The sequence below is a fragment of the Pseudomonas solani genome (assembly GCF_026072635.1).
Classification (GTDB): domain Bacteria; phylum Pseudomonadota; class Gammaproteobacteria; order Pseudomonadales; family Pseudomonadaceae; genus Metapseudomonas; species Metapseudomonas solani.
The window spans coordinates 4,615,878-4,629,534 of the sequence record NZ_AP023081.1 but is presented as its reverse complement, the minus strand read 5'-3'; the positions used below and the strand labels follow the sequence as shown (position 1 = coordinate 4,629,534).

Genomic DNA, 13,657 nt, shown 5'->3' with positions numbered 1-13,657 from the left:
GCGGTGTCAGGCAATCTGGAACAGCTGTTCGAAGTTGGAGATGGCGAGAATCTTGCGCACGTCGGGGTTGCAGTTGACCAGGCGGATCTGCGCGCTGTCGCCACCGGCGTGGTCACGCAGCAACAGCAGCATGCCCAGGGCGGAGCTGTCGAGGTAGGTGGTGCCCTTGAGGTCGACCACGTAGCGCTTGGGGTTGATGCTCACGCGCTCGTAGGCGTCGCGAAATTCCTGGTGAGCCCCGAAATCGAAACGTCCCTGGATGACGATGGTCAGCTCTTGCCCGTCGCTCGAAGGCAGCGAGGTGATGGCCATGCAAGACTCCTTGATCAGAAATGTAAACGCGTGCAGAAGATTTAGCACCCGCCTGGAGCCTCGGCAACCGCGATTTAGCGTTCCTCGCGCCCGATGAGGCGTTGCGAGAGTTCATCGAGGAGTTTCTGCTCGCGCTTGTCCTGGATTGCACGCGCCTCGTCGATGTAGCGCTGCACCAGCTTCTTCAGGCCCTCCAGCCGCGCGTAGCGCTGCTGCCAGGCCTCCCGCGCCTTGGCCAGGTTGTCGCGATGCCAGGCCACGCTCTGGGTCTGCTGGGCGACGGCCGTTTCCAATTGCGAAAGAAAGCGCTGGTAGTTGGTCAGCCACTGGCCGGACACACCCTGGCTGCCCTGGGTGATCCACTGCTGCTGGTAATCGGAGCGGAAGCGTTCGAGGTCACCGAGCTTGCCCTCGGCCTGGCCCAGCAACCCCTGGCAATGCCCGACCAGGCGGGCGGCATCGCGTTCGGCTTTCTGCGCCATGTCCACGACGGGAGCAAGGCGCGCGGCGCGGTCACGGGCCATGGTTCATCAACCCGCGCTGCCGGTGTTCAGCACCGCGGCGAGGCGCTCGACGCTCTGTGCCAGCGGCTCGCTTTCGTTGAGCCCCTGGTGAAGGTATTTGGCCATGGCCGGTTGCCGGGCGATGGCCAGGTCGGTGTCGGCATCGCCGCCGGCGACATAGGCGCCGACGCTGATCAGGTCGCGGGTCTGCTGGTAGCGCGACCACAGCTGCTTGAAGCGCTGGGCCATCTTCATGTGCTCGGGGCTGACCACCTGGGGCATGACCCGGCTGATGGACGCCTCGATATCGATCGCCGGGTAGTGGCCCTCTTCCGCCAGGCGCCGTGACAGCACGAAGTGACCATCGAGCACACCCCGCGCGGCGTCGGCGATGGGGTCCTGTTGGTCGTCACCCTCGGAAAGCACGGTGTAGAAGGCGGTGATCGAGCCGCCGCCCTTCTCGCCGTTACCGGCCCGCTCCACCAGCTTGGGCAGCTTGGCGAACACCGAGGGCGGGTAGCCCTTGGTGGCCGGCGGTTCGCCGATGGCCAGGGCGATCTCGCGCTGGGCCTGGGCGAAACGGGTCAGCGAATCCATCAGCAGCAGGACGTTCTTGCCCTTGTCGCGGAAGTATTCGGCGATGCGCGTGCAATACATGGCGGCACGCAGGCGCATCAGCGGCGCGTCGTCCGCGGGCGAGGCGACCACCACGGAGCGCTTGATGCCCTCTTCGCCGAGGATGTGTTCGATGAATTCCTTGACCTCGCGGCCCCGCTCGCCGATCAGCCCGACGACGATGATTTCCGCCTCGGTGAAGCGGGTCATCATGCCCAACAGCACACTCTTGCCCACGCCGGTGCCGGCGAACAGGCCAAGGCGCTGGCCACGGCCGACGGTAAGCAGGCCGTTGATGGAGCGGATGCCGACGTCCAGCGGCACGGAAATGGGGTCACGGTTGAGCGGGTTGATCACCGGGCCGTCCATCGCCACCCAGTCTTCGGCCTTCATTCCGCCCTTGCCGTCCAGGGCACGGCCGGCGCCGTCGAGTACCCGCCCGAGCATGGACATGCCCATGGGCAGGCGGCCGGTATCGGGCAGCGGCACCACGCGGGCGCCGGGAGCGATGCCGGCGAGGCTGCCCACCGGCATCAGGTAGATCTTGTTGCCGGAGAACCCCATGACTTCGCCTTCCACCTGCACCGGGTGGTAGCTGTCGTCGTTGATCACCAGGCAACGGCTGCCAATGGCGGCGCGCAGGCCTTCGGCTTCCAGGGTAAGGCCGACCATGCGCAGCAGGCGCCCTTCCACCACGGGCTGGGTGGGCAGTTGCACGGCATCGGCGTAGCCGCCGAGGCGCTTGGCGAAACTGGTCCGCTCAAGACGCATGGGGCGGTTCCGGCGGGCTCAGGTCGAGGGCGATATCGGCCGGTGGCGTGTGCACCTTCTGTTCGCGCTGCTGGTCGAAAAGCTGCTTCAGCGCCTGGGTCATGCGCGTCTCGATGCTGGCGTCGATGCGGCTGTGTTCGGTTTCGATGCGGCAACCGCCGGGCAGCAGGGTCTCGTCTTCGAGGATGCGCCAGGTTTCTTCGTGGCGTTCGCGCAAGGCCTTCACCAACTCGAAGTCCTGCGGGTTGATGTGGATGCGCAGGTTGCTGGCGCCCATGGGCAGCAGCTTGAGCGCTTCGCGGAGGATCTGGCGGATCTGGGTGGAGTCCATCGCCAGCTCGCGCTGGATGACCTGCCGGGTGATCAGCCCGACCAGGTGCACCATGGCTTCTTCCAGTTGCTGGTCCTGCTCGGCGATGGGCGCCATGAGCTGGCCCATGAGGCTTTCCAGGGACTCCAGGCGCGCATTGGTGGCCACCTCGGCCTCCTGGCGCGCCTTGATCTGGCCGGCATGGAAGCCGTCCTTCTCGCCGGTGGCGAAGCCTTCGTTGTAGGCGTCCTGGCGGATCGCTTCCAGCTCATCGAGCGTCAGCGGCTTGACGGCCTCCGGCTCGACATCCTCGACGGCCTGCGGGGCTTCCGTGGCCGGCGCGGCCTCGGCCATCGCCGGCGCGTCCGGCTGCTGGGCGGGCTCGTCCGGCTCCTCGGCGACCACGGCAGGGCCTTCGGGATCGAAGCTGGGCAGGGACCAGCGATCGAAGGCGTTCACATCCTTGGCGCGAATCAGCTCGCTCTGTGCTTCCTTGGTAGCCATCGGGCGCGCCTCAGATCATTTCTTCGCCGCCCTTGCCACCGAGCACGATTTCTCCGGCTTCGGCCATGCGGCGGGCGATGGTGAGGATTTCCTTCTGCGCGGTCTCCACGTCGCTGACGCGGACCGGGCCCTTGGCTTCGAGGTCGTCGCGCAGCAGTTCGGCGGCGCGCTTGGACATGTTCTTGAAGACCTTCTCCTTGATCGCTTCGTCCGAGCCCTTGAGGGCCAGCACCAGCACATCGGACGACACCTCGCGCATCAGCGCCTGGATGCCGCGGTCGTCGACGTCCGCCAGGTTGTCGAAGACGAACATCAGGTCTTCGATCTGGCCGGACAGGTCCTCGTCCACCTCGCGGATGGAGTCCATGAGCTGGCCCTCCACCGAGCTGTCGAGGAAGTTCATGATGTCCGCCGCGCGCTTCACGCCGCCCATGGTGGTGCGGGTGGAGCTGGAGTTGCCGGCGAACTGCTTCTCGAGGATCAGGTTGAGTTCCTTGAGCGCGGAAGGTTGCACGGTGTTCAGCGAGGACACGCGCAGGATGATGTCCAGGCGCACCTTGTGGTCGAAGTGGCTGAGCACCTCGCCGGCCTGGTCGGGGTCGAGGTAGGCGACCACGATGGCCTGGATCTGCGGGTGCTCGTAGCGGATGACGTCGGCCACGGCGCGCGGCTCCATCCACTTCAGGCTGTCCAGGCCGCTGGTGCTGCCGCCCAGGAGAATACGGTCGATCAGGTTGTTGGCCTTGTCCTCGCCCAGGGCCTGGGTGAGCATCTTGCGGATGTAGCCGTCGGCACCGACGCCCAGGCTGGTCTGGTCGCCGACGATCTCGACGAACTCGCCCATCACCTGCTCGACCTGCTCGCGGTGCACGTTGCGCATCTGCGCCATCGCCACGCCGACCTTCTGCACTTCCTTCGGGCCCATGTGGCGCAGCACTTGCGCGGCATCGGTCTCGCCGAGGGAAAGCAGGAGGATGGCGGCCTTGTCCACCTTGGTCAGCTTGGGAGCGCGGTTATCACTCATCGGCGTTGATCCACTCTTTGACTACCAGGGCCACGCGACCCGGGTCTTCGGCTACCAGGCTTTTGATCGCGTTCAGTTGTGCATCATACCCCTCGCTCGGGCTCGGCAGCAGGATGCTTTGCGGCCCGCCGAGGCTCACCCGATCATCGGACAGCTCGCCGGACAGCCCACCCATTTCGCCCAGCTCGACGTCGCCGTCGCGACCGCCGCCGACCAGGTCCTTGCCCTTGCCACCGCCGGAGATGTTGTTGAGCACCGGGCGCAGTACGAACCACACCAGAATCAGGATCAGCAACGCCGGGAACAGCTGCTTCAGACCCGAGGTCAGCATCTGGAACCAGACCTGCTCGTACCACGGCAGTTCGATCACCTCGTCGCCACCGCCGACGAACGGCGTGTTGATCACGCTGACGCTGTCGCCACGGCTGGCATCGAAGCCCACGGCGTCCTGTACCAGACGGGTGAAGCGAGCGATCTCGTCAGCGGTCCAGGGTACATGGGTGGTCTCGCCCTGGGCGTTGACCTTGACCTGGTCGTCCAGCACCACGGCGACGGAAAGCCGGCGCAGGCGACCCTGCTGTTGCTTGGTATAGCTGATGGAGCGATCCAGCTCGAAGTTGCGCGTGGTCTGGTCGCGCTTGTCGGTCGGGTACGGCGCCAGCATCGGCTTGCCGGTGGCCTGGTCGATGATCTGCTGGCCGTTGTCGTCGAGGATCGGCTGACCGGGCGCCACGGCCGGTGCGGCAGCGGCCGGAGCGGCCTGCTGCGGGGCCGTGGCCGGGCCCGGGGGCTGGTTGGACAGCGCACCGGGCACGCCCTGCGGACCGGAGGCGGCCTGGCGCTCCTCATTGAGCTTCTGCTCGCTGCGCAGCGCGGGCTGGTCCGGGTTGAACATTTCAGCGGTGGACTCAACCGCGCTGAAGTCGACATCCGCGGACACTTCGGCCTTGTAGCGGCCATTGCCCAGCACCGGCTGCAGGATGCTGTGCACGCGCTGGGTGAACAGGCCTTCCATGCGGCGGGTGTAGTCGTACTGCTTGCCCGCCATGGACAGCTCGGAAAGCTCCTGCTGGTCGGACAGCAAGGTGCCCTTCTGGTCCACGACCGTGACCTGGCCCTTCTCCAGTTCCGGCACGCTGGTGGCGACCAGGTTGACGATGGCCATCACCTGGCTCGGCTCCAGGGAGCGGCCCGGGTACAGCTCGACCAGCACCGAGGCGCTGGGCTTGCGCTCGTCACGGACGAACACCGAGCTTTTCGGGATGGCTAGGTGCACGCGGGCACCCTTGACGTTGTTCAGGCTGGAAACGGTGCGCGCCAGCTCGCCTTCCAGGCCGCGGCGGTAGCGGGTGGCTTCCATGAACTGGCTGGTGCCCAGGCCTTGCTCCTGGTCGAGGATCTCGTAGCCGACGTTGCCGTCATTGGGCGCGATGCCGGCGCCGGCCAGCTTGATGCGGGCACGGGCCACGTCGTCGGCCTTGACCAGCAAGGCACCGGAATTGGGTTCGATCTTGTAGGGGATGTCGGCGCCGTTGAGCGCCTCCATCACCTGGTTGGCATCCATACCGCTCAGGCTGCCGTAGAGCGGACGGTAGTCCGGCTGCTGCGACCAGAGCACCACGGCAAAACCGATCGCCACGCTGGCGGCAAGACCGACCAGCAGGCCGATCTGGCGCAGCATGCTCATCTGCGAAAGGTTTTCCAGGAATGCCAGGCCGAAGAGGGGTTTCTTCTCGCCCTGCTCGCCCGCCGGGGCCGGAACGTTAGCGGTTGCCGCGTCTGCCATTTCTCAACCCTGCCCTTAAACCGGCATCTGCATGATGTCTTGATACGCCTGGACCAGCTTGTTGCGCACCTGAGTCATGGCCTGGAACGACACGCTGGCCTTCTGCGAGGCAATCATCACATCGGTGATATCGACGCCGCTCTGGCCCGTCTCGAAGGCAGTGGCGAGCTGGCTGGACGCCTGCTGGGTTTCGTTCACCTTGTTAACGGCCTGGCCGAGCATGTCGGAGAAGCTCGGCGCATTGACCTCGGGCGTAGCGCTGACCACGGGCTTGGTACGGGCCATGGCCTCCATCTGCATGGAGCGCATTTCCAACATCAGGCGATTGAATTCGACACCCTGGCTCATCACATTCCTCCGCGACCGCAGTTTTTTGACGCTAGAGCGGTCTTTGTGGGGAGGTTGCAACAAGGGTGCCAATTAGGCGGGCAAGCTGGAAGCTGGAAGCTGGAAGCTGGAAGCTGGAAGCTGGAAGCTGGAAGCTGGAAGCTGGAAGCTGGAAGCTGGAAGCTGGAAGCTGGAAGCTGGAAGCTGGAAGCTGGAAGCTGGAAGCTGGAAGAGCCTGGGGGATCGGCGGACACCGTCAACCCCTGGGCTGATTTATTTCCGCACTCTGCGCGTAGCCCGGGGCTTCAGCCCGGTGAACTTCGCAGCCATGCCAAGCCCCACCGATGGATGCAAAGAGCGACACCCACCCGGCTTCAGGCTTCAGGCTTCCAGCGTCAAACTTCAGCGTCAGCTGGCATACAAATACGCCTCCACATCCATCCCCGCATCGCGCATCTGCGCGAGCTTGTAGCGCAGGGTGCGCGGGCTGATGCCCAGGCGTTCGGCGGCTTCCTTGCGGCGGCCGCGCTCGGAACGCAGGGTGTCGATGATCATCTGGAACTCGTGCCGACGCAGGTCTTCGCCCAGCGCGCCCGCAGCGTCAGCAGCGGGCGCGGCAGGGCTGACGGGCAGGCCGACCGGCGCCGGGACGGCGGCGGCGACCGGGCTCAGGGGTACCGATACCGGTGCGACGGCCATGCCGATGGGCGCGGTGAGGCACAGGTCGTGGGGCTGGATCAGGCCGCCCTGCTGGAGGATCAGCGCACGCTGGATGGCGTTGTCCAGTTCGCGGACGTTGCCCGGCCAGGGGTGGCTGACCAGCGCCTGGCGCGCCTCGGCGGAGAAGCGCACCGGGGCATGGTTCATTTTCTTGACGTGCTTGCCCAGCAGGCGCTCGGCCAGGGGCAGGATGTCCGCCGGGCGCTCGCGCAACGCGCGCCAGGCCAGGGGGAAGACCGAGAGGCGGTAATAGAGGTCCTCGCGGAAGCGCCCCGCCGCCACTTCGCCGGCGAGGTCGCGGTTGGTGGTGGCCAGTACGCGGATGTCCAGCTCGATGGGCTTGCGCGCGCCGACCCGCTCCACCTCGCGCTCCTGCAGTACGCGCAGCAGCTTGGCCTGCAGGCCCAGGGGCATCTCGGAAATCTCGTCGAGGAGGATGGTGCCGCCATCGGCCAGTTCGAACTTGCCGGGCTGGGCGGCGATGGCACCGGTGAAGGCACCCTTCTCGTGACCGAACAGGGTCGCCTCGAGCATGTTGTCGGGGATCGCCGCGCAGTTGATGGCGATGAAGGGCTTGTTGGCACGCGGTGACTGCTGGTGGATGTAGCGGGCGAGCACTTCCTTGCCGGTACCGGACTCACCGGAGATCAGCACGGTGGAGTCGCTGCGGGCCACACGGGCGGCCAGTTCCAGCAGTTGCAGGCTGGCCGGCTCCTGGGCCACGGGGCCCTCCCCTTCACCAGCGCTGGCGCGTCCCAGGGCATGGCGCTCGACCAACTCCAGCAGCGCGCGCGGCTCGAAGGGCTTGACCAGGTAGTCGGCGGCACCCTGGCGGATCGCGTCGACCGCACGCTCGACCGCGCCATAGGCGGTCATCAGCAGCACCGGCAGTTGCGGGTAGCGGGTACGCACCAGCGCGAGCAACTGGTGGCCATCCATGCCGGGCATGTTGACGTCGCTGATCATCATGCCGAAGGGCTCCTCGCCCAGGGCCACCAGGGCGGCCTCGCCGCTATCCGCTTCGCGGAAGTCGTAGCCGCCGAGCATCAGGGTGTCGGCAAGCGCTTCGCGCAGGGCACGGTCGTCTTCGACCAACAGAACTTTGACGGTCATGGGGTTACTCCTGAATTACCGGCTGTGCCGTGCCAAGCAACGGCAGGACCAGGGTGGCGCAGGTGCCACGACCCGGGCGGGAGCTGAGCAGCAACTCGCCCTGGTGTGCGCGCGCCACCGCCTTGACCACCGCGAGGCCGAGGCCCGTTCCGGTGGTCTTGGTGGTGAAGAAGGGTTCGCCCAGGCGAGCCAGGGTAGCGGCATCCATGCCCGGGCCGTTGTCACTGATGCACAGGCGCAACGTGCCGTCGCGGCTGTACAGGTGGATCTTGAGGCGCACATCGCGGCCGGAGGCCTGGATGGCGTTCTCGATGAGGTTGAGCAGCGACCCCACCAGAGTGTCGCGGTTGCACAGCAGCTCGCCGCCACTGGCGTCGCATTGCCAGCGCACCGAAAGGCCGGTGACATGGGATTCGGCGGCCGAGCGCAGCGCGGCGAAGAGCATCACCGGTTTCAGCCGATCCGGCAGCGGCAGGTCGCCACGGGCGAAGATCAGCATGTCACGCACCTGGTGTTCGAGCTCGTGCAGCCGCTCCTTGAGGCGACCGGCGAAACGCTGTTGCTGCTCCACCGGCAGCACCTGCTCGGTGAGGTGGCTGGCATAGAGCAGCGCGGCGGAGAGCGGCGTACGGATCTGATGGGCCAGGGACGCGACCATGCGCCCCAGGGCAGAAAGCCGCTCGTGGCGGGCCAGCTGATCCTGCAGGAGACGGGTTTCGGTGAGGTCGGCGAGCAGCACCAGTTGCCCGGGCTCGCCGTTCAAGGAACGGGTGGCGATAGACAGGCGACGCCCATCCTTCATGGAAATCTCGTGACCATCGTCCTTGCGCGGAGCGAAGCTGCGCGCGATAACCTCGCGCCAGAGCATCCCCACCAGCGGCTTGCCGAGCAGGCTGCGCGCCACGGGATTGGCTTCACGGACCACGCCCTGGCCATCGATGACGATGACGCCACCGGGCAGCAGGTCGAGCAGGCTTTGCAGGCGCAGGGCCAGGCGCTCTTTCTCCGCCAGTTCCTGCATGCGCTGGGCGCTGACCAGGGCCAGCTGCCCCTTGAGCTCGGTCACCCGCGCCTCCAGCAGGCTGTACGACTCGCTCAGCTGGTTGGACATCTGGTTGAACATGGCGAACGCCTGTTCGAGGCTGGCTCTGCCGGCCTCTTCTACGGGCGCCGCACTGGCGGACTCAGGTTTCTGCGATGGGCTGGCACTGGCGGTCATGGTTCTCTCTCGCTCGGCAAACCGTCAGGAGACGGTCAGTCGAGAGAGACATAGCAATACCCGTGCCTAAAAAAATACCCTTTTAAAACAGGTATTTACGAAATCAGCGTCAATCTTCTGCCATTTCGTCGTCGCGACGGCTCATGCCGTACTTGCGCATCTTCTCCACCAGGGTGGTGCGGCGGATGCGCAAACGCTCGGCGGCACGGGCCACGACACCGGCGGCGTCGTCCAGCGCCTGCTGGATCAGCCCCTGCTCCAGGTTGCCCAGGTAATCCTTGAGGTCCAGGCCCTCGGGCGGGAGCATCGCCGGGCTGCTGACGCCGGGCAGGCCGGCACCGATGGCGGAGCGCTCTTCGAGTTCTTCGCGCAGGCTGGCGGCCAGTTGCTCGTCCTCGTCGTCCACGTGGCGGAATTTCTTCGGCAGCTCGGTCACGCCGATGACGCCATAGGGATGCATGATCGCCATGCGCTCCACCAGGTTGGCCAGCTCGCGGACGTTGCCCGGCCAGTCGTGGTTGCACAGCGACATGATGGCGGCGGAGTTGAAGCGGATGGAGCCGCGCTTCTCGTGCTCCATGCGCGAAATCAGCTCGTTCATCAGCAGCGGGATGTCCTCCACGCGCTCGCGCAGCGGGGCCATCTCGATGGGGAAGACGTTGAGGCGGTAGTAGAGGTCCTCACGGAAACCACCGGTCTCGATCATCTGCTCGAGGTTCTTGTGGGTGGCAGCGATGATGCGCACGTCGACGTTCTGCGTCTTGTTGCTGCCCACGCGCTCGAAGGTGCGCTCCTGCAGCACTCGCAGCAGCTTGACCTGCATCGGCAGCGGCATGTCGCCGATCTCGTCGAGGAACAGGGTGCCGCCGTTGGCCAGCTCGAAGCGCCCGGCACGGCTGGTGATGGCACCGGTGAAGGCACCCTTCTCATGGCCGAACAGCTCACTTTCCAGCAGCTCGGCGGGGATGGCGCCGCAGTTGACCGGTACGAAGGGCGCATCGCGGCGCTTGGAGTGGTAGTGCAGGTTGCGCGCCACCACTTCCTTGCCGGTGCCCGACTCGCCGAGGATCAGCACGCTGGCGTCGGTATCGGCCACCTGCTGCATCATCTGCCGCACCTGCTGGATGGCACGGCTGGTGCCCACCAGGCTGCGGAACAGGTTCGGCTCGCGCTGGCGGCCGCGCTCGCGGGCCTGGTCGTACATCTCGCGATAGACCTGGGCGCGGTGCAGGGAATCCAGCAGCTTGTTGTAGCTGGGCGGCATCTCGAGGCTGGCCAGCACGCGGCGGCGGACCTCATCGGACCAGTCGGCCGGAACCGCCTGGTCGATCAGCAGCACGGGAAGGAACTCGTCCCAGGTGGCGACCTGCTTGAGCAGCTCGGTGGTGCCGCCCTTGGACTCGACATCGCCCAGGAGGATGCAAAGCACATCACGGGTGGCGCTCAGCGCGCCGACGGCGTCACGCCAGTCGCGGCTGGCGCAGGCCAGATGCTCTTCGCCGAGAAAGTTCAGAATGACCGCCAGATCACGGCGGCGATCGCTGTTGTCGTCAATCAGCAGAATCTTGGTTTCACGCCACATGCTTGTTCTGATCTTTGCTCGAGGACTGATGCCGCGTTAGAGCGGCACAAGGGCAGCCGGTGCCATCAAAATCGCGATCGGCAACGGCAATTGGCCACTAGTAAAGTCAAAAAAGCGAACAGAGTCAAATTTATGGCGTGCTTTTTTTGAGGAGATCGACAGAAAGCCTAAGAGACTGAGGACGCAGCACCGATATGCCATCAGTGCCGCATCGGGGTGCCATCAACCGAACAGCTGATAGACCTTGGCACCCTGGTTGGAGCGGACGAGATTGCTGAGCTCGCTGGCCACCTGGTCGCGCTGCTGGGCGCAGGATTCGGTCAGGCGACGGTAGACGTCGATCAGGGCCTCCAGTTGCGTGCGCAGGCCCTCCTCGATATCGGCGCAATCGAGCATGGCGACGCTCACCTGATCGCGGCACTGGCGGTCGAGCTGGCTCACGCTCTCCCAGTCCTGGCTCTCGAAGGCGGAGACCAGGGCCAGGCGGGTTTCTTCGATCTGCTTGAGCATGATGTGGCTCATGTTGCTCTCCTACTCAGGGCGCAATGGCATCCCAGCCGGACTTCACTTCACGCAACAGGCCGGCCACCTCGGTGAGCACCGCCGGGTCGTTGGCTTTATTGGCGTGGATAAGGCGCGCGATCATGTATTCATAGAGGCGGTCGAGGTTGGCCGCGACTTCGCCACCGCGAGACGGGTCCAGCGCCTCGCGAAGGCCGCCGATGATACCGATGGATTTGCTGATCAGCTCGCCTTTCAGCGGTCCCTGCTCGCGCATCATCGCACCCTGGGCCTGCGCCATGCGTTCGAGGCCGCCTTCCATCAGCATCTGGATCAAACGATGCGGGCTGGCGTCAGACACCTGAGCCTGCACGTTCACCTGCTGATACTGCTTCATGGCCAACATCGCTCTCATTTCGCAACTCCTCGTGAACCGGTGTTTCTTCGATATCCATAATATCGGCTGGTTTCACGGGAGCTTTAAGCCTTCTGCTGAGCATTTTTCGTCATTAAGACGCGAGCGGACCAAACCTCGGGCTCGGTCAGTTCTTCTTGACCAGGCCAGGCAAGGCGTCGAGCTGCGAAGCGAGGTTGTCGCTGGTGCCCTGCATCTGCGCCAGCAACGAGTCCAGGGTGGTGAACTGCTTGTACAGACGGGTCTGCAGCGCGGTCATGCGCAGGTCCAGCGCTTTCTGCTGGTTGTCGACGCCCTTGATGGTGTCGCGCAGCACCGAACTGCGCTGCTCGATGACGCCACCAGAGTCAGTGTACGGCTTGGCCTTCGCGGTCATGCGCGCAGCCAGGCCGTTGTCACCGGTGAAGAAGTCGGCGATGCCCTGGTAGTCGGAGGCGATGGCCGCATCCAGCTTGGCGGAGTTGAGATCCAGGGTGCCGTCCTGCTTGGTGGTGATGCCCAAGGATGCCAGCGCCTTGACCGAGCCATCGCTGCTGCTCGGGGTGACCAGTTCACTGCGCATGGAGTTCAACAGTGCGCGTGCGGTGGAGTCGCCGGCCAGCGCGGCAACCACCGGGTCGCTGCCTTCCACGGGGTGACCTTGGTCAGCGAGCTGATGGCGGAGGCCATCTTGTTGTACGCGGTGACGAAGTTCTGCACGTTGGTCTTCACCGCGCTGCTGTTCTGCCCGACGGTCAGCGTCAAGGGTTTGAGCGCCTCGGTCTCACCGGTGAGATTGAGCGTGATGCCATCGATCGCGGTGGTGACGGTATTGGAGTCACTGACCACGCTCAGGCCGTCCACCGTCAACTTGGCGCTCTGGGCGGTGGACAGGGTCTTGCCGGCCTTGGCCACGGCCGCGTCGTACTCGGCGGTCGAGCCGAAGTCGGAAGGATTCAGGGTCGGGCCGGGGAAGTTCAGCTTGCTCAGGTCGGTTTTGCTGCCCGAGGTGCTGGTGCCGGTCATGGTGATGTCTTTGCCGTCCCCCATCTTGCTGCTGCTCAGCACCAGGCGCGAACCCTGGCTGTCAGTCACGATGGTGGCGCTGATGCCCTTGTCCGCACCCTGCTTGTTGATGGCGTCACGGATACCGGAAAGGGTGTTGTTGGTGCTGTCGACAGCGATGGTCAAGGCATCGTTACCACCGATCTTGATGTCCAGCGAGCCTTCGTTGAAGGCCGTGGTAGCCCCGGTGCTGAAGGCCGCCGAAGCGATCTTGCTGCCTGCAGCCAACTGGGTGATGTTGATCTTGTAGCTGCCGGAAACCGCACTCGGGGTCGCGGTGGCGTTCAGCGCCGCGGTGTTGGACGAAGTCGCAGTCCGCGCCAGAAAACTGGTGGGGCTGTTGAGCAACGCCATGGCGCTCTGGAATTCACTGACGGCGCTCTTGAGGGAGCCGAGGGCGGTGAGCTTGGTCGTGGATTTCGACTCCAGGGTATCGAGCTGGTTCTGCTTGGGCGCACGGGCGTTGGCCACCAGCGCTTTCACAGTGGTATCGATATCGATGAGTCCAGATCCAACAGTACCGATGGTGGTAGCCATCTCACACCTCCGTCAAAAAAACGTCCCGAGTTCCCTTCCAGGGAACGATCAAGAGTTTGGTACTCAAGAAACGTACCAACTCAAGCCTTGGCCTCGAACATCAGACTGCGGATGTCTTCCAGCCGTTCAGCGAGCTTCAGCAATTCCTCGGAAGGAATTTGCCGGATCAGCTTGCCCGAATCGGTATCGATGACCTTCACCACGACTTCGCCACTGGAGTCATCGACATTGAAATCCAGCCCGCGCTTGACGGTCTGGACGAAGGACTGGATATCAGCGACAGCGGATTCCAGGTTGCCCCCTGCGCCTGGGACTGCTGGGACTGGGCGTCCGCTTCAGCGCTGCTGACCGCAGTGCTTGCCGGAGCCACCTTC

At 65.0% G+C, this 13,657-nt stretch carries 14 protein-coding genes and 1 pseudogene; all 15 read right to left on the bottom strand.

Features of this window, described 5'->3' with window-relative positions; genetic code table 11:
* Positions 1 to 6: 6 nt before the first annotated feature.
* Positions 7 to 312 (bottom strand): STAS domain-containing protein, encoded by a 306-nt coding sequence (locus tag PSm6_RS21055; protein ID WP_021220590.1) that lies wholly within the window; start codon positions 310 to 312, stop codon positions 7 to 9.
* A gap of 74 nt (positions 313 to 386) precedes the next feature.
* Entirely contained in the window at positions 387 to 836 is a 450-nt protein-coding gene (fliJ, locus tag PSm6_RS21050) for a flagellar export protein FliJ (protein WP_021220591.1), read from the bottom strand.
* 6 nt (positions 837 to 842) lie between these two features.
* Positions 843 to 2,201, bottom strand: coding sequence for a flagellar protein export ATPase FliI (fliI, locus tag PSm6_RS21045; RefSeq protein WP_021220592.1), 1,359 nt, complete (start codon positions 2,199 to 2,201; stop codon positions 843 to 845).
* Entirely contained in the window at positions 2,191 to 3,015 is an 825-nt protein-coding gene (fliH, locus tag PSm6_RS21040; protein WP_043244973.1) for a flagellar assembly protein FliH, read from the bottom strand. The genes fliI and fliH overlap by 11 nt, the downstream gene beginning before the upstream one ends.
* Before the next feature lie 10 nt (positions 3,016 to 3,025).
* Positions 3,026 to 4,039, bottom strand: coding sequence for a flagellar motor switch protein FliG (gene fliG, locus PSm6_RS21035; RefSeq protein WP_021220594.1), 1,014 nt, complete (start codon positions 4,037 to 4,039; stop codon positions 3,026 to 3,028).
* Positions 4,032 to 5,825, bottom strand: coding sequence for a flagellar basal-body MS-ring/collar protein FliF (gene fliF / locus PSm6_RS21030; RefSeq protein WP_265168131.1), 1,794 nt, complete (start codon positions 5,823 to 5,825; stop codon positions 4,032 to 4,034). Before fliF ends, fliG begins: the two co-directional genes overlap by 8 nt.
* 15 nt (positions 5,826 to 5,840) lie before the next feature.
* Positions 5,841 to 6,173, bottom strand: a complete 333-nt coding sequence (gene fliE, locus PSm6_RS21025) for a flagellar hook-basal body complex protein FliE (RefSeq protein ID WP_021220596.1) — start codon at positions 6,171 to 6,173, stop codon at positions 5,841 to 5,843.
* Positions 6,174 to 6,560: 387 nt separating this feature from the next.
* The gene (gene fleR / locus PSm6_RS21020) at positions 6,561 to 7,985 is read right to left on the bottom strand and encodes a sigma-54-dependent response regulator transcription factor FleR (RefSeq protein WP_265168130.1); all 1,425 of its coding nucleotides are present in this window, start codon (positions 7,983 to 7,985) and stop codon (positions 6,561 to 6,563) included.
* A gap of 4 nt (positions 7,986 to 7,989) precedes the next feature.
* Complete coding sequence (locus tag PSm6_RS21015; protein WP_021220598.1) at positions 7,990 to 9,204, bottom strand: sensor histidine kinase; 1,215 nt, start codon at positions 9,202 to 9,204, stop codon at positions 7,990 to 7,992.
* Between the two features lie 109 nt (positions 9,205 to 9,313).
* Complete coding sequence (locus PSm6_RS21010; RefSeq protein ID WP_021220599.1) at positions 9,314 to 10,786, bottom strand: sigma-54 dependent transcriptional regulator; 1,473 nt, start codon at positions 10,784 to 10,786, stop codon at positions 9,314 to 9,316.
* A gap of 222 nt (positions 10,787 to 11,008) precedes the next feature.
* Entirely contained in the window at positions 11,009 to 11,308 is a 300-nt protein-coding gene (gene fliT / locus PSm6_RS21005; protein WP_265168129.1) for a flagellar protein FliT, read from the bottom strand.
* A 13-nt stretch (positions 11,309 to 11,321) separates the two neighbouring features.
* Positions 11,322 to 11,702 (bottom strand): flagellar export chaperone FliS, encoded by a 381-nt coding sequence (fliS, locus tag PSm6_RS21000; RefSeq protein ID WP_031288165.1) that lies wholly within the window; start codon positions 11,700 to 11,702, stop codon positions 11,322 to 11,324.
* Positions 11,703 to 11,829: 127 nt separating this feature from the next.
* Positions 11,830 to 12,333 (bottom strand): flagellar filament capping protein FliD, encoded by a 504-nt coding sequence (gene fliD, locus PSm6_RS30365; RefSeq protein WP_307735008.1) that lies wholly within the window; start codon positions 12,331 to 12,333, stop codon positions 11,830 to 11,832.
* Positions 12,270 to 13,283: a flagellar filament capping protein FliD gene (fliD, locus tag PSm6_RS20995; RefSeq protein ID WP_307735007.1), complete on the bottom strand. Its 1,014-nt coding sequence runs from the start codon at positions 13,281 to 13,283 to the stop codon at positions 12,270 to 12,272. Before fliD (PSm6_RS20995) ends, fliD (PSm6_RS30365) begins: the two co-directional genes overlap by 64 nt.
* An 80-nt stretch (positions 13,284 to 13,363) precedes the next feature.
* A pseudogene (locus PSm6_RS20990) lies at positions 13,364 to 13,618 on the bottom strand (flagellar protein FlaG); the annotation flags it as partial.
* Between the last annotated feature and the right edge of the window lie 39 nt (positions 13,619 to 13,657).

Coding starts and splice junctions, on each gene's coding strand:
- PSm6_RS21055 (WP_021220590.1), bottom strand. CDS start 312: ATGGCCATCACCTCGCTGCCTTCGAGCGACGGGCAAGAGCTGACCATC.
- fliJ (WP_021220591.1), bottom strand. CDS start 836: ATGGCCCGTGACCGCGCCGCGCGCCTTGCTCCCGTCGTGGACATGGCG.
- fliI (WP_021220592.1), bottom strand. CDS start 2,201: ATGCGTCTTGAGCGGACCAGTTTCGCCAAGCGCCTCGGCGGCTACGCC.
- fliH (WP_043244973.1), bottom strand. CDS start 3,015: ATGGCTACCAAGGAAGCACAGAGCGAGCTGATTCGCGCCAAGGATGTG.
- fliG (WP_021220594.1), bottom strand. CDS start 4,039: ATGAGTGATAACCGCGCTCCCAAGCTGACCAAGGTGGACAAGGCCGCC.
- fliF (WP_265168131.1), bottom strand. CDS start 5,825: ATGGCAGACGCGGCAACCGCTAACGTTCCGGCCCCGGCGGGCGAGCAG.
- fliE (WP_021220596.1), bottom strand. CDS start 6,173: ATGAGCCAGGGTGTCGAATTCAATCGCCTGATGTTGGAAATGCGCTCC.
- fleR (WP_265168130.1), bottom strand. CDS start 7,985: ATGACCGTCAAAGTTCTGTTGGTCGAAGACGACCGTGCCCTGCGCGAA.
- PSm6_RS21015 (WP_021220598.1), bottom strand. CDS start 9,204: ATGACCGCCAGTGCCAGCCCATCGCAGAAACCTGAGTCCGCCAGTGCG.
- PSm6_RS21010 (WP_021220599.1), bottom strand. CDS start 10,786: ATGTGGCGTGAAACCAAGATTCTGCTGATTGACGACAACAGCGATCGC.
- fliT (WP_265168129.1), bottom strand. CDS start 11,308: ATGAGCCACATCATGCTCAAGCAGATCGAAGAAACCCGCCTGGCCCTG.
- fliS (WP_031288165.1), bottom strand. CDS start 11,702: ATGAGAGCGATGTTGGCCATGAAGCAGTATCAGCAGGTGAACGTGCAG.
- fliD (WP_307735007.1), bottom strand. CDS start 13,283: ATGGCTACCACCATCGGTACTGTTGGATCTGGACTCATCGATATCGAT.